The following is a 14,543-nucleotide window of genomic DNA, read 5'->3' as shown; positions in this document are numbered from 1 at the left end:
TGTTGGTTATTATGACCAACAATGTCTACTTCCAGCTAGCTTGGGCATGGTTCGCCCTGTCTTTTTTCACTGTCAGCCTTGCCTACCTTCTTAACAACCCCACCATTTTTCGCAAACGCTCCGATGGCACTGTACCCGTGTATGTTCGTTGGGTCTTTATGCCATTTTTATGGAGCACACAACTTTATAACAGCTGGGCGAGAAGCACAGACTCTGTTCCTGCGTTACAAAAAATAGATGAAGGTTTATACCTTGCGAGACGTTTGTTTCCTTCTGATATTCACCAAATCAAAAGCGAGAACATCAGTGCAGTATTAGATGTAACGGCTGAATTCAGCTCTTTGAATTGGATGTCATACCAAGCCGATGTGGATTATTTGAACGTCCCTATTCTTGACCATTCAGTTCCCTCCGATACCCAAATACATCGTGCGCTAAACTGGATACATACGCATCGTAAAACGGGACGTTCCGTTGTCGTGCATTGTGCTTTGGGCCGTGGCCGCTCGGTGTTTATGATGGCGGCGTATTTGCTCAGCCAGAATCCAAAATCGTCACCCAGCGATATCATGGATAAAATACGTGAAATACGCCAAACAGCTCGTTTGAATAAGCGCCAGTTTAAGTATTTGAAACGTGCTTTGGATAATAAGCTGCTAGTGGTTCATAACTCGGCTTGGTTAATCGCCAACCCAGTGTCTGGTACGCGCCAATGGGAAGAACAACAAGATCTGATCTTGCGTTACTTATCTGCCTATTTTGATATCACGGTAAAAACAACAACACCGGAAATAAACGGTACTGATCTAGCCAAAGAAGCTGTCAAAGCCTCACCAGATATGATCATTGCCTGTGGAGGAGATGGCACAGTAACTGAGGTTGCTGCCGCAATGGTAGGCACAAATATCAAGTTGGGCATTATTCCATTTGGAACCGCTAATGCATTAAGCCATGTATTGTGCGGCACCATGTCTAAAATCGCCCCACTGGAAACGATCTGCTTGAATTTGATCGACGGCTGCGAGCAACGCATCGACACCGCAACCTGCAATGGCGAATTAATGCTATTACTGGCTGGTGTTGGCTTTGAACAACAAATGATTGAAAAAGCCGATCGTAGTAAAAAGAACACTAGCGGGCAACTTGCCTATTTGAAAGGTTTATGGGAAGCCATCGGGCAAAACGATGTCTATGAGTTTACCGTACAGCTCAATAACGAAGAGCCGTTTACCATCAAAACTCCGAGTTTAACCATTGCTAACGCAGCGCCAATCACCACTTTGTTAGCACAAGGTAAAGGTGTGCCGAATATCATGGATGGCGAATTGGATTTAACTTGGTTAGACCCAGAACGCATGCAAATATTAAACTTAGCAGAATTAGCCATGCTAGGTATGGGTGACAGAAACGAAGAAAGCGACTTACCGGAAGACAACAATAGTCCCGAAGGCAACAGCGGTATCTTTCATCGTTCTGCACAACGCGTCACAGTGGATATCAGTCAAGTTGGCCATTATGTGGTGGATGGCGAAGAACGTGAAGCAGAGAAGCTAGAAGTGGTCGTCATGCCTAAATCTTTAAGCGTCATCGTGCCTGAATCGGTAGTTAGCTAGGATTAGTTAGCTCTGCCATCCTCTCAAAATACCTAAACGAGAGCCTAATTTTCATTAGGCTCTCGTTTTTAGTGTCATAATTTCCACAACAAACACCTTCAAATGATAACAATTATCGTTATAATCACACTCTTTTATACAAAGCCTTTTTAACCACCAACACGAGTTACAAACTTCAGGACAAGGTTAAAAATTAGGGAGCTCTGGATTCAATGACGTTACATATAGAAAACACAGGCATCATAAATCAAAGTGATACAAAATGGCGAGACAGTCAAAATTACTACGGAAGAGTCAGCCGTACGTTACATTGGCTTACCGCAGCCCTCGTCATATTACAATTCTCTGTAGTACTAGCTTGGCGAGGAACAGGAAAAAATACGGTTACATTATTCTTAGACAGCATAGGCCCACATGGGTCATTAGGTTTGCTGATTCTGGTCGTCACCCTTGTTCGTTTATATTGGACATGGCTAAACAGAAAACAACGCCCTCCCAAAACACTAGGCTGGGATGGCAAGCTAGCACGTCTAGTACATGCAGCCTTTTATGTATTACTACTTTTATTACCCGCTGTTGCCTTACTACGTCAGTATGGTGAGGGCTATGAAATACGTTTATATGGCATGACCATGCTGCCCGAAGCAGAACGTCATATTGCGTGGATGGTTGCTCCTGCCGATCTGTTACACAGCCCTCTATCATGGCTACTGGCAGGATTAATGATAGGCCACATAGCAATGGCACTAATACACCGCTTTTGGTTCAAAGATAACATTTTGGCTCGCATAGCAGGCTAAAGTGAAGCCAATGAAAAAGCCAGCATTCACTCTTGTTGAGTCAATGCTGGCTTTTTGGTTAGCTCTTTTTTACTAGATCTATGTCTAAGAAACCGTATTCCAAGGCAATTGCCCTGGCGCGGCATCAACAAAGTTAAAGTACTGCTCTAGCTGATCGATCAGGTCTCGAATGACTTCATCTTGGCTACAACCATAGAGTTCATAACCCAACGCACCATTGCGAATATACACATCCGCTTGCCAATGCGTATCGTATTTGGAGTTCTCACTGTGCGCCTCTGGTATCTCATGTTCCGTCGCTACAACTTGGTAATAGAAGTCTAATTTTTCGTCACGCTCTAGCTGGAAAGTCACGCCATTTTTTTCTCTGGTGATATTGGCTTTCCACCCATGAATCGCCAGCTCTTTTTGAACTTCTTCCATCGCCGGTTCAACTACGTCTTTAATAAAGTGCGTCACCTTGGCTTCGCCAGGAAACTTAAACAAGGTGCTTAAACGTTTGCGCCAGCTGCCTTCATTACTGAAAGCTCGACCTGGAGTTGCTGCTGCCTCCACGGCTGCCCCACGATGACCCTCGATTACCAAGGCTCGCCATAAACCAAGTGCTGCAATCAACATGATGATGGCAAAAGGCAAAGCAGCCAAAATACTCATGGTTTGCAGTGCGCCTAAGCCACCAGCCAACAATAAGGTTGCGGCAATGATACCTTCAAGAGACGCCCAAAACACACGCTGCCAAACTGGCGTTTCTAGTGCGCCACCAGAAGCTAATGAATCGACCACTAATGAACCCGAGTCCGAAGAGGTAACAAAGAAGGTAATTATCAAAAATACCGTGATCACAGATAAAAAAGTAGACCAAGGTAACAAGTCATAGAACTGAAATAATGCAACTGAGTGATCCGCTTGAACTTCGCCGATCAATACATCCTTGCCCTGTTCCATAATCAAATACAGAGCGGTATCACCAAAGATAGCAAACCATAGGAAGGTAAATAATGTCGGAACTGCAAGCACGCCAAAAATAAACTGACGGATAGTACGACCACGGCTGATCTTGGCAATAAACAAACCGACGAACGGCGCCCAAGCGATAGTCCACGCGAAGATGAACAGCGTCCAGTTACCAATCCAATCACTTTGCGTATAAGCCTGTAGATTGAAGGTACGCTCAACAATGTTACTCAGATACGAGCCGGTGTTTTGTACGAAGGCATCAAGAATGTGAATACTTGGGCCAACGAAAAACACAATCACCATAATGAATACAGCCAGTCCCATATTCAAAATCGAAAGATTTTTCACCCCTTTATCCATACCCGCAACCACAGAACCAATCGCGGCTAACGTGATTAAGCCAATGGCGGTGATTTGCACCGTGGTATTAATCGGAATGTCTTCCCAAAGATAATGCAAACCCGCATTAATTTGTGTAACCGATAACCCAAGTGTGGTCGCCAAACCAAATAAGGTACCGAGAATGGCAAACACATCGACAATATGACCAATAGGACCATAAATACGATCACCAATCAGAGGGTAAAGCGCCGAACGTACCGCTAGCGGCAAACCATGACGAAAAGCAAAATAGGCGAGCACAAGCCCCATCAGGCCGTAAATACCCCAAATATGTAAACCCCAATGGAAGTAGGCAATTTGCATGGCTTCGCGAGCAGCACCGATTGTCTCGGCGGTTGCATTAGGTGGTTGGGAAAAGTGCAAGACAGGTTCAGCAACGCCAAAGAACAATAAAGCAATACCGTAACCCGCGGAAAATAGCATCGCAAACCAAGCCGGAAAACTGTATTCCGGGTCTCCGTGGTCTGGGCCTAAACGAATATTGCCCCAACGACTGAATCCGATACAAACAAGAAATACGAGAAAAATCGCGGTAGCCAGCATATAGAACCAGCCGAAGGTCTTAGTCACCCAAGCCAATGCGCTTTGAAATACTTCCCCTGCAAGCTCTGGATTACTTAGAGTTCCAACGATAAGAAATAGGGTAACAATAACGGTTGGAATAAATACAGGTAGCAAAATTGCACCCGTTGCCGTCTTTTGTGAATTGGTCATAAAGGCTCCTCCTCTATGCATACTTTGACAAAAGCTGACAATAATTGCAATAAATGATTAGATGTCTAATCATTTATTGCCATAAGTGAACCCGTTAAATAGACACAAAAAAGCCAGCATTGACCCCTAACCTGTCAATGCTGGCTTTTGAATTAAAGCAGTATTCAGCGACTATTTTGCTTAATTTTCACCTTGGTCTCGTTTTAAAAACGGATACTAATTAGCGAAATAAGACACTGCCATTTTGGAAAATACAATTTATTTCAAGTACAAACTGTTAATGCTGAGCTGCTACTTGCAGAGCTTTCATTTCGTCATGGCACTCTTTCATTCTGACTTTAACGCGGCGTAGAGTAACTTCACAGTCTTGCGTTTGGTTTCGTTCTAACGCGAGGTCGAGCTCTTCAAGTACCTTATCTTCCACTTCTTCTAGCTGGTCAACATAAGTAAAAGCAGTGGATTCACTGGAGATTTTAGACATCAATTTGGTATAAGCCTGACGCGTTTTCACTAAATTATTGGTATCGGTTTCTACTTCACCTTGCTGATCGATAGCGAATGGCTGTAGCTCTGTCACTGCCTCCGTTTTAGCACCAATCATGCGATCAAAAAAAGCGTTATAAGTACTGTCATCTAGTTTGGTTTTCGCTTCTTGGTAGAATTCAATACCGCCGTTCATCACTTTAATAATGTCTGTAATGTGGTGGGCATGTGCAGTTTGATTTTGCATATTTTCCTCCTAAGCTAAATTGTTCTAGTTAACGTTTCTTTTATTTCGTGTTCCTGCATACATAGTTGGCGATGACAGGATTAAAAACAACCGTATTTCAGGAGATGCACTTAGACTGCATATTTACTGCAATAAGTAGAGACTCTTTTACAACACCTCTTTTTCTTATAGAAAATTAAGACGCAATCCTTGATCTAACGCAGTTTCCACCGTCTTCTTCTGTGCCACTATGATCACATAGCATTTCGACTAATGCGCCTAAAGAAGGGAAAAATGTGATGAGTCATAAAGACATTTCGACGTTTACTATTTCTACCACTGCCCCAGAGGGATTCGAACATGAACCCGATAGCACCCGCGATTATTGGCATCACCAAGCGTTAAACACCTTACCGCCTTGCGATTTTATTGCGCCTTATGCTCGCCACACAACTTTGCCAACTCCAGGTATTCAAAATCGTAAAGCGTGGATTGTTGGCAGTGGCATCGGCGGCCTTGCGGCGGCTTTTTATCTGCTTCGTGACGCTCATATGCCGGCTGAAAACATCACCATTTTAGAAGAAATGACTGTGGAAGGCGGCTCTATGGATGGTGCGGGTAATCCTGAAGAAGGTTATATCATCCGTGGCGGTCGTGAGATGAATTGGAACTACGACACTCTGTGGGATTTGTTTCAAGATGTACCTGCAGTCGAGTTGCCAGAAGGCTATTCCATTCTGGATGAATACCGTCTTATTAATGACAACGATCCCAACTATTCCGCAGCGCGTTTAATGCACAAATGTGGCGAATTGTTGGACGCGAAGGACTTTGGTCTGAGCAAATCCCAGCAATGGGAACTGATTCGTTTGATGCTAAAACGTAAGGAAGAATTAGACGACATCAGTATCGAAGATTATTTCAGTGAAGGTTTCTTAAAAACAAACTTTTGGTTCCTTTTCCGCTCCATGTTTGCCTTCAAAAATTGCCACAGCCTATTAGAAACCAAACTGTATTTGCATCGTTTCCTAGACTCTATCGATGGTTTTGCTGATATGTCGGCATTGGTTTTTCCTAAGTATAATCAATACGATACCTTTATTAAACCGCTGGCAGATATGCTGCGCGAGAAAGGCGTGACCTTTCAGTTCGGCACTCGGGTGGAAGATCTTGATATCTCCTTTTCTGGAGATAAAAAAACCGTAACCGGTATTCGAGCGGTTGTCATTAAAGAAGGCAAAGAAGAAGCCAAACACATTAATGTCGGGCTTGGCGATTTGGTCTTTACGCTAACGGGATCAATGACGGAACACACGGCTTATGGCGATATGGAAAACGTGCCTGAGCTCACTTGCGACAAGCATGATCCGGGTGAAAACAGCGGCTGGACCTTATGGAAAAATTTGGCAAAAAAATCGCCAGTATTCGGCAAGCCAGAAAAATTCTACGGTGATGTGGATAAATCCATCTGGGAATCGGCCACACTCACTTGTAAACCTTCTCCTCTTATCGACAAGCTGAAAACTTTGTCCGTAAATGATCCGTATTCTGGTCGCTCTGTCACTGGCGGCATCATCACGATTACCGATTCAAACTGGCTAATGAGCGTTACCTGTAACCGTCAGCCACATTTCCCAGACCAACCAGACGATACATTGGTTCTTTGGGTATATGGCTTATTGATGGATAAACCAGGTAATCGTATCCACAAAACCATGGCGCAATGCACTGGCAAAGAAATCCTCACCGAGCTTTGTTATCACCTAAACATTGAAGACCAGCTTGATGTGATTGTTGCCAATACCAAAATTCGCCTCGCACTCATGCCTTATATTACGGCTCAATTTATGACCCGAGCGGCTGGCGATCGCCCTCATGCTGTGCCAGAAGGTTGCACTAATTTAGGTTTAATTGGACAGTTTGTAGAAACACGCAACGACATTATTTTCACCATGGAAGCGTCCATTCGTACGGCTCGTATTGGGGTTTATAAACTACTGAACATTCCTAAACAAGTGCCTGATATTAGCCCGACTCAGTACGATATTCGTAACTTGATTAAAGGCGCCAGAGCACTCAATAGTGGCAAGCCATTTATGGGTGAACGCCTGCTGCATCGCTTGCTCGACAAAACCTATTTCGCACACATTTTACCACCACTACCGGAACCTGAGGAAAGCAAGCAATCTCGATTTGAAGAAGAGATGCATGAGCTACTCGGTAAAGGCAGCACAGTGATGCATAAGTTCGGCGGTTGGATTAGCTCGCTTAGAGAAAGTCTATCCAACAAAAATAAAAGCTGATTAAAAACAAAAAGTTATCAGATTAAAAAAGCAAAAAAACCTAGTTTAAAATGTAAATTATACTGTGATGCAAACATATTGGACTGATGGATAAGTTTTTTATTTGGTTACTTTTAAAGTAAAGAAGCAAACGAAAGTGTTCTTAAATATAACGCTGTCCTAAACAGCACAAAAAAATAAAAGATGGAGTTTGTTATGAAAGCAGCTGTAGCCAGTAAGTTTGGTGCCATTCTAAAAATTGAGGATGTTGTTAAACCCAAGATTGAACCACATCAAGTTCTCGTCAAAATTCATGCTTGCGGTGTGTGCCATACGGATTTACATGCTTGTCATGGAGATTGGCCTGTTAAACCGACACTGCCCTTTATTCCGGGTCACGAAGGTGTTGGTGAAATAGTCGAAGTCGGCAGTGCAGTAAAGCATTTAGCATTGGGAGATCGTGTCGGTATTCCTTGGCTGTACAGTGCCTGCGGACATTGTGAATATTGTTTAACAGGTAACGAAAACTTGTGTCTTTCACAACAAAATGCAGGTTACTCCGTCGATGGTGGTTACGCTGAATATTGCGCAGCTCATGCTGAATATGTCGTTAAAGTTCCAGAAGGTTTAGGTTATGTTGAAGCGGCACCTTTATTCTGTGCCGGTGTAACTACTTACAAAGCGCTCAAAGTGTCCGGTGCCAAGCCAGGCGATTGGGTAGCTCTATTTGGTGTTGGCGGTCTAGGCCATTTAGCCGTGCAATACGCCGTTGCTATGGGCTTTCGAGTAGTTGCTGTCGATACGGGCACTGCGAAACGCGAGCTGTCCATGTCACTCGGTGCGGAATATTTCTTTGATTTCAAAACTGACGATGTTGTTAAAGAGATTTTAGAAACAACCTCAGGTGTTCATGCCACCGTTTGTACTGCTGTCAGCAAAGCGGGCTTCAGACAAAGTTATGACGTGGTTCGACGTGGTGGTAAATGTGTCTTGGTTGGTTTGCCACCAGAAGACATGCCATTGCCTATTTTCAACACCGTCCTCAATGGCGTCAGTGTCGTTGGCTCCATCGTCGGTACTCGTAAAGATCTGGAAGAATGCTTGGAATTTGCCGCACGCGGCAAGGTAAAAGCGATTATCGCAGAAAAATCCTTAGACGATATTAATGAAATCTTCGCCGATATGGAAAAAGGCGAAATTACAGGCCGTATCGTAATGACCTTGTAATTTATTGTCTTTTAACCGCCCCTAAAAGCAATGAAGCCAACCATCAAGGGTTGGCTTCATTATTTAAATTGCCACTTGTACATCACATTTACCCTGCTTTTTAACACGGTACATAGTGCTATCAGCAGTTTGTATAAGCGACTTCATGTCTTCACCATGTTCAGGGTAATGAGCAATACCTAGACTAGTACTAACTTGTACCGTTTTATTCGTATCACTGATCATGACAGGCTCTAATACGACATTTAGAATGATATTGGCCAATTTAAGCACTTCATCACGATCATCAAGACGATCAAGCCAAATAACAAATTCATCACCACCGACTCTGACGATTTGCCCAACATCTTTAGTTTGGGAATGTAACCGCTCAGCAATGCTAGTAAGAACTTGATTACCCGCTTCGTGACCGTGATTATCGTTCACTTGTTTAAAGCCATCTAGATCCAAATATAAAATGGATAATAAATGGTTGTCTTGTTTGGCTTTCGCGATCAGTTCCCCTTCTTTTTCCAACAAATAATGCAATGAAGGAATCCCAGTCACGGCATCATAATGTGCTAGCCGTCGCAGTTTATCTTGCGCCACTTTCTCTGCTTCTAGAGCCGTGTGTAGTGCAGAAACATCATACTCAGACATCAGCAGCAAAAATTCTCCCGTTAAAGGATGACGTGTCATGCGTACATCTAAGCTGTGCTTACGAGGACCCGCGGAGGTTTTAACATCACAAGTCCATTGTCCGCCTTTTTCTTCTATTGCCTGTGCTAGTATTTTTTGACCTTCTACTAAACTGGCAAAGCGCGAGGTAAAGAAAGATTGCCCCTCTGAGGTGTTTTGTCTTGATAGGTGTTTGTAAGCTTCTGTAGAGGCTGGATTCTCTACAATTGGATCACCAGCAAAACTGAAGCTAGTCACCACTACACTTGTGTAGCGCATGGCTTCAACCAGTAATAGATTTTCTGGAATATCCCCAATATTCACTTCTTCATTGATAAACGCAATGATGGCTTTATGTTTATCCGGCCCGACCAAAACCGCACGATGACGCATATACAGAGTTTTTGGTTTTCCATTTGGATAGGTTGTCCAAGGGTCGATCGTTAAGCCTGACTTCGCTGCCAGCTCAAACGTTTGTGCAGTGCGATCCTTTGCGCCTTGGGTATCACCAGACAAGTCTTTATTCATCAAGTCTTCAAGTGTGTTTAATCCCCAAAACTTAAGAGAGGCGGAGTTGCCCCACCACCAGCCGTGTTTATCAAGGTCAAAAATCCACACAACATCAGGGATAAGTTCATATAAGGCAACTTCGGAATGATCTCTAATATGGATCAAATGATCGTAATTGTTTGTCAATGTTACTCTCCTTTCTGAAGCTTACTTATTTATTCATCCTTGTTATCAAACCTGACCTCCATGTAGATGTAAATTTTATTTTGTAACTGCGTGACTCGTCATTCTTACATAGCAAACTAACCTCTTTCTGTTACACCAAATTTATATTGGCAACCGCGTTGAGGCTTTCAATTCCCGCAAAGAAATATTCGAAGCAATCGCAGACACACCGGGTAATTTCCTAAGCACTTGATCGACAAAGCGGCTGTAATCATCTAAGTCTTTGGCGACCACTTGCAACAAAAAATCCGCCGCTCCTGTGGTGTTATGGCAGGATAAAACATTGTCGCAACGTTGGATCATTTCTTCGAAAGTTTGCGTGGTTTCGGCATCGTGCTGATTACAAGTGAGTTGCACAAACGCCATCACGCCGAAGCCTAATTTACGACGATCAAGATTTGCCTGATAGTCGGTTATAATGCCCTCTTCCTCCAGCCGCTTTAATCTTCGCCAACAGGGCGTTTCACTCAATGATAGTTCACTGGCCAATTTAGCGTTGGTCAATTTGCCATCTTGCTGCATGCGCCGAACAATATCAGTGTCTACCTTATCCAAAGCCGCCATTGAAAGACTCCCCTCTAATTAACCTTATATCTGAAATAATATTTCTTAAGTTCTCTAATATACAAGGAAAAGAGCAAGGTAATTTCTAGTGTATTAAGTAGTCTATTAGTCTGACGTATAGATCACCAAAGGAGCAAACCATGAAAGCAGTTGTCTACGAAAGCTTTTCGGCCACACCAAAAATTATGAATGTAGAAGATCCAACGCCAGAAAAACATGGTGTAGTGATCAAGGTCGAAGCGACAGGTGTATGCCGTAGCGATTGGCATGGCTGGATGGGACACGATCCCGACATTGTGCTGCCACACGTTCCGGGCCATGAGTTTGCCGGTATTATTAAAGCCGTTGGCAAAGATGTTCAGCGCTTTAAAGTCGGCGACCGAGTGACCGTACCTTTTGTTAGCGGATGCGGTTCTTGTCCAGAATGCCACGGAGGGAATCATCAAGTCTGCGGCAATCAAACTCAGCCAGGCTTTACCCATTGGGGATCTTTCGCGGAATACGTCTCTATTCATCATGCGGATGTGAATCTAGTTACCTTGCCTGAAACCATAGACTTCACCACAGCAGCGAGCCTTGGCTGTCGCTTTGTTACCTCGTTTAGAGCGGTTGTCGATCAGGGTAAAGTCAGCGCAGGTCAGTGGGTCGCTGTTCATGGCTGCGGTGGCGTTGGACTGTCTGCCATCATGATTGCTAACAGTATTGGTGCCAATGTTATTGCAGTAGACGTGACAGACGATAAACTTGAGCTCGCAAAAGCCCTAGGCGCCTACGCAACAATTAACGCCACCAGCGTGGCAGATGTGGCTGAAGCGATTAAAGAAATCACCCGCGGCGGTGCCCATGTATCGATCGATGCTTTAGGTCACCCAACGACTTGCATCAACTCTATTAAAAGTTTGAAAAAACTAGGCAAGCACGTTCAGGTCGGCTTGTTATTAGCCGATCAAGCCACACCGCCGATTCCGATGAATCTGGTTATCGCTCATGAGCTAGAAATCATCGGCAGCCATGGTATGCAGGCATTTCGTTACGACGCCATGCTGGCAATGATTAAGTCTGGCAAACTCAGCCCAGAGAAACTGCTTGGTCGAACCATCAGTTTGGAAGAATCTATTGTCGCGCTAACCAATATGGATAAGATCAACCCACCGGGCGTCACTGTCGTCACAAGCTTTTAACCTTTTTTTATCTATAAAAAAGAGTGCTTAACTCAAAAAGTAAGCGCTCTTTTTATTGAATAAAACCAATCAGATATCTCTTTTTAAAAGAGTCTTAAATAACCATCATCGTTCTAATATAACAATAAAATTGATCTTTTTATGTTCGATGAGGTTGACAGAGATTTATTTTTAAATAAAAATGACACCGATGTCATAACGAGAAAAGAATAAAAATGACGACCATTTACGATGTTGCAGAAGCCGCTGGAGTCTCTCCAAAAACAGTTTCTCGCGTATTAAATAATGATGTTCCTGTCGGAGAAAAGACCCGTAAGAAAGTAGAAGCTGCCATTGCAGCTCTTGGCTATGTTCCAAGTACTGCGGCGAGATCTATGCGATCAAATAAATCGGGGCTTATCGGCTTGGTCACAGGTGCTATTTCTCATTTTTCTGACACATCTAATGCACCCACTGGTTTGCCTGATTTATTTATTGTTCAGGGTATTCAAAAGGTAATGCAAGCCTCTGGTAAAACGTTATTAATCGCCGATACAGGAGATTCTGCTGCATCGGTGTCTCATTTAATTCGGACATTTCAAGAACATCGTGTTGAAGGGCTTATTTATGTGGCGAATTATCATAAGCAAATAGATTTACCTATCGCCAGTAAAAGCATCCACACTGTACTAGCAAACTGCTTTGATACAAACCACACAACATCCGTGGTTCCAAATGACCAAATGGGTCAAAAATCTTTAGTGGATAAAATCATAAAAGAAGGTCACTCCAGAATTGCATACTTGACCTTAGACCCATCCATGGTCGCAACGCATCAACGACTTGAAGGATACCAACAGGCCTTACATGAAAACGACATTGCGTACGATCCTGAGTTAGTTTTATGTGCAGACACACTAGATCTACTAGACAACGAAAAATTGATCATCGACGCGATTGATCACTTGCTTTCATTGGCCTGTCCGCCTACTGCTATTTGTTGTGGTAACGACAAAATGGCACTCAAGCTTTATGGTATTTTAAGAGTCAAGGGTATCCGTATACCTGAGCAAATATCCATTGCAGGTTATGATAACTATCTTGCGATTACTGAAGGTTTGTACCCAGCATTAACCACGGTACATCTGCCTTATCAAGAAATTGGGCAAGAAGCGGCACGACAACTTTTAAAGTTGATTGATGGTAAAGACCAAAAAGCACCAAACTCAGCAATAACCATCGTTGATAGCCCTGTCATTTGGCGACAATCAATACTTAAGATTTAATCACCAACAATTTTATCGAGAATCGCATCAGAGCTACGATGTGTTTCTTTTAATTAAAATGACATCGGTGTCATTTTAAAAATAGCTCATATAAATGGGAGAAAAACATGAAAATAACAAAAAAATTGGCATTAACCATGTTGTCTGCAAGTGTTTTAGGGAGCGCTTTTGTCTCGACTTCCGCCTTTGCAAAAACAGATCTTTCGCTTTGGTATCACGGCGCAGGTAATAAAGTTGAAGCGAAAGTTATTAATCAAATTGTTAATGACTTTAATAACAGTCAAGACGATTGGAATGTGGTTTTAGAGTCATTTCCCCAAGGTTCATACAACGACTCCGTTGTTGCTGCCGCATTAGCTAACAACTTACCAGATATTTTGGATGTGGATGGTCCTGTGATGCCTAATTGGGCATGGGCAGGATATTTACGACCTTTATTAATCGACGAAGCAAAAATTGCTGATTTTTTACCAGGAGTTAAAGGCTATTGGGACGGGAAGCTGTATTCAATCGGTTTATGGGACTCTGCCGTCGCTATGATGACACGCCGCTCAACCTTAAATGAAGTCGGAGCTCGTATACCAACAATTGACTCACCATGGACTGAAGAAGAATTCAACGACGTTCTTAAAAAGCTGAAAGCGACAGGAAAATATGATTATCCGCTTGATTTAGGTATGGCTGAAAGTGGCGAATGGTTTCCTTATGCTTTTAGCCCATTTTTACAAAGTTTCGGTGGCGACCTGATTGATCGTTCCACCTATAAAACAGCTGAAGGTACATTAAATGGCCCCGAAGCCATAGCCTTTGGTGAGTGGTGGCAAAGCTTATTCGTCAATGGCTATGCGCCAGGCAACTCTCAAGACCCAGCAGACCATGAAACAGGATTATTAGAGGGAAAATATGCGATGCAATGGTACGGAAACTGGGCGGCTTTAAAAAACTTAAATAAGTTTGGTGATGATGCGCTGTTTTTGCCTGCACCTGATTTTGGACATGGGCCTAAAATAGGTGCTGCAAGTTGGCAATTCGGAGTCTCTTCGGCTTCTAAACACCCACAAGGCGCATCGGACTTTATTGAATTTGCTCTTCAAGATAAATACTTAGCTGCATTTTCAGACAGCATTGGCGTAATACCACCAACACAATCCGCGGCAGAATTAACAAAAAATTATCGACAAGGCGGAGCTTTGGCCGTTTTTTATGCCCTATCCAAAGCACAGGCCTTAGTTCGTCCCGTCACTCCTGGTTATATTGTTGAAGCAAAAGTCTTTGAAAAAGCCTTAGCAGATATCGCTGATGGTGCAGATGTTGCGGACACGTTAGATAGCGCAGCTGATGAAATTAATGCCGATATTGAGAAAAACCGCGGCTACAGCCGTTAATACGTTTTGATAGGTCCTTGGCAGGTATAGGACTTCTCTACCTGCCTACTTT

At 43.3% G+C, this 14,543-nt stretch carries 11 protein-coding genes; 7 read left to right on the top strand and 4 right to left on the bottom strand.

The genetic code is table 11. From position 1 onward, the window contains the following. Both TY87_RS05995 and TY87_RS05990 read left to right on the top strand, forming a co-directional pair. A partial coding sequence (locus tag TY87_RS05995; protein WP_332835600.1) for a diacylglycerol kinase family protein occupies positions 1-1,613 on the top strand: 1,613 nt, incomplete at its 5' end. Between the two features lie 212 nt (positions 1,614-1,825). Beyond that, positions 1,826-2,413 (top strand): cytochrome b, encoded by a 588-nt coding sequence (locus TY87_RS05990; protein ID WP_100186375.1) that lies wholly within the window; start codon positions 1,826-1,828, stop codon positions 2,411-2,413. Positions 2,414-2,497: 84 nt separating this feature from the next. On the opposite strand, the gene TY87_RS05985 is transcribed toward TY87_RS05990, so the two are convergent. Both TY87_RS05985 and TY87_RS05980 read right to left on the bottom strand, forming a co-directional pair. Then, a complete protein-coding gene (locus tag TY87_RS05985) occupies positions 2,498-4,486 on the bottom strand; it encodes a BCCT family transporter (RefSeq protein ID WP_100186374.1) in 1,989 nt (662 codons plus the stop codon). Positions 4,487-4,763: 277 nt separating this feature from the next. Further along, positions 4,764-5,216 carry a PA2169 family four-helix-bundle protein gene (locus TY87_RS05980; RefSeq protein ID WP_100186373.1) on the bottom strand — a complete coding sequence of 151 codons (453 nt, stop codon included), beginning with the start codon at positions 5,214-5,216 and terminating at the stop codon, positions 4,764-4,766. A 278-nt stretch (positions 5,217-5,494) separates the two neighbouring features. Here TY87_RS05980 and TY87_RS05975 point away from each other — a divergent pair, with 278 nt between their 5' ends. Both TY87_RS05975 and adhP read left to right on the top strand, forming a co-directional pair. Beyond that, positions 5,495-7,498: an oleate hydratase gene (locus TY87_RS05975; RefSeq protein WP_100186372.1), complete on the top strand. Its 2,004-nt coding sequence runs from the start codon at positions 5,495-5,497 to the stop codon at positions 7,496-7,498. Positions 7,499-7,693: 195 nt separating this feature from the next. Beyond that, positions 7,694-8,704 carry an alcohol dehydrogenase AdhP gene (gene adhP / locus TY87_RS05970; RefSeq protein WP_100186371.1) on the top strand — a complete coding sequence of 337 codons (1,011 nt, stop codon included), beginning with the start codon at positions 7,694-7,696 and terminating at the stop codon, positions 8,702-8,704. Between the two features lie 63 nt (positions 8,705-8,767). Here the strand turns inward: adhP and TY87_RS05965 are convergent, their stop codons facing one another. Both TY87_RS05965 and TY87_RS05960 read right to left on the bottom strand, forming a co-directional pair. Then, complete coding sequence (locus TY87_RS05965) at positions 8,768-10,057, bottom strand: GGDEF domain-containing protein (RefSeq protein WP_100186370.1); 1,290 nt, start codon at positions 10,055-10,057, stop codon at positions 8,768-8,770. 141 nt (positions 10,058-10,198) lie between these two features. Next, a complete protein-coding gene (locus TY87_RS05960) occupies positions 10,199-10,660 on the bottom strand; it encodes an Lrp/AsnC family transcriptional regulator (RefSeq protein ID WP_011978072.1) in 462 nt (153 codons plus the stop codon). Positions 10,661-10,800: 140 nt separating this feature from the next. On the opposite strand from TY87_RS05960, the gene TY87_RS05955 reads away from it, so the two are divergent. The 3 genes from TY87_RS05955 to TY87_RS05945 all read left to right on the top strand — a co-directional run bounded on the left by TY87_RS05955 (position 10,801) and on the right by TY87_RS05945 (position 14,491). Continuing rightward, positions 10,801-11,841, top strand: a complete 1,041-nt coding sequence (locus tag TY87_RS05955; RefSeq protein WP_100186369.1) for a zinc-dependent alcohol dehydrogenase family protein — start codon at positions 10,801-10,803, stop codon at positions 11,839-11,841. A gap of 215 nt (positions 11,842-12,056) precedes the next feature. Further along, positions 12,057-13,106: a LacI family DNA-binding transcriptional regulator gene (locus TY87_RS05950; RefSeq protein WP_100186368.1), complete on the top strand. Its 1,050-nt coding sequence runs from the start codon at positions 12,057-12,059 to the stop codon at positions 13,104-13,106. A gap of 107 nt (positions 13,107-13,213) precedes the next feature. Next, a complete protein-coding gene (locus TY87_RS05945) occupies positions 13,214-14,491 on the top strand; it encodes an ABC transporter substrate-binding protein (RefSeq protein ID WP_100186367.1) in 1,278 nt (425 codons plus the stop codon). Positions 14,492-14,543: the final 52 nt, after the last annotated feature.

Source organism: Marinomonas sp. BSi20584, from assembly GCF_002792415.1.
GTDB classification, from domain to species: Bacteria; Pseudomonadota; Gammaproteobacteria; order Pseudomonadales; family Marinomonadaceae; genus Marinomonas; species Marinomonas polaris.
Note: the sequence above shows the minus strand (reverse complement) of the source record. Positions and strands in the feature narration are given on the sequence as shown.

Bases quoted from the DNA above. Each gene is read 5' to 3' on its own strand.
- TY87_RS05990 (WP_100186375.1), top strand. From the start codon at position 1,826: ATGACGTTACATATAGAAAACACAGGCATCATAAATCAAAGTGATACA.
- TY87_RS05985 (WP_100186374.1), bottom strand. From the start codon at position 4,486: ATGACCAATTCACAAAAGACGGCAACGGGTGCAATTTTGCTACCTGTA.
- TY87_RS05980 (WP_100186373.1), bottom strand. From the start codon at position 5,216: ATGCAAAATCAAACTGCACATGCCCACCACATTACAGACATTATTAAA.
- TY87_RS05975 (WP_100186372.1), top strand. From the start codon at position 5,495: ATGAGTCATAAAGACATTTCGACGTTTACTATTTCTACCACTGCCCCA.
- adhP (WP_100186371.1), top strand. From the start codon at position 7,694: ATGAAAGCAGCTGTAGCCAGTAAGTTTGGTGCCATTCTAAAAATTGAG.
- TY87_RS05960 (WP_011978072.1), bottom strand. From the start codon at position 10,660: ATGGCGGCTTTGGATAAGGTAGACACTGATATTGTTCGGCGCATGCAG.
- TY87_RS05955 (WP_100186369.1), top strand. From the start codon at position 10,801: ATGAAAGCAGTTGTCTACGAAAGCTTTTCGGCCACACCAAAAATTATG.
- TY87_RS05950 (WP_100186368.1), top strand. From the start codon at position 12,057: ATGACGACCATTTACGATGTTGCAGAAGCCGCTGGAGTCTCTCCAAAA.
- TY87_RS05945 (WP_100186367.1), top strand. From the start codon at position 13,214: ATGAAAATAACAAAAAAATTGGCATTAACCATGTTGTCTGCAAGTGTT.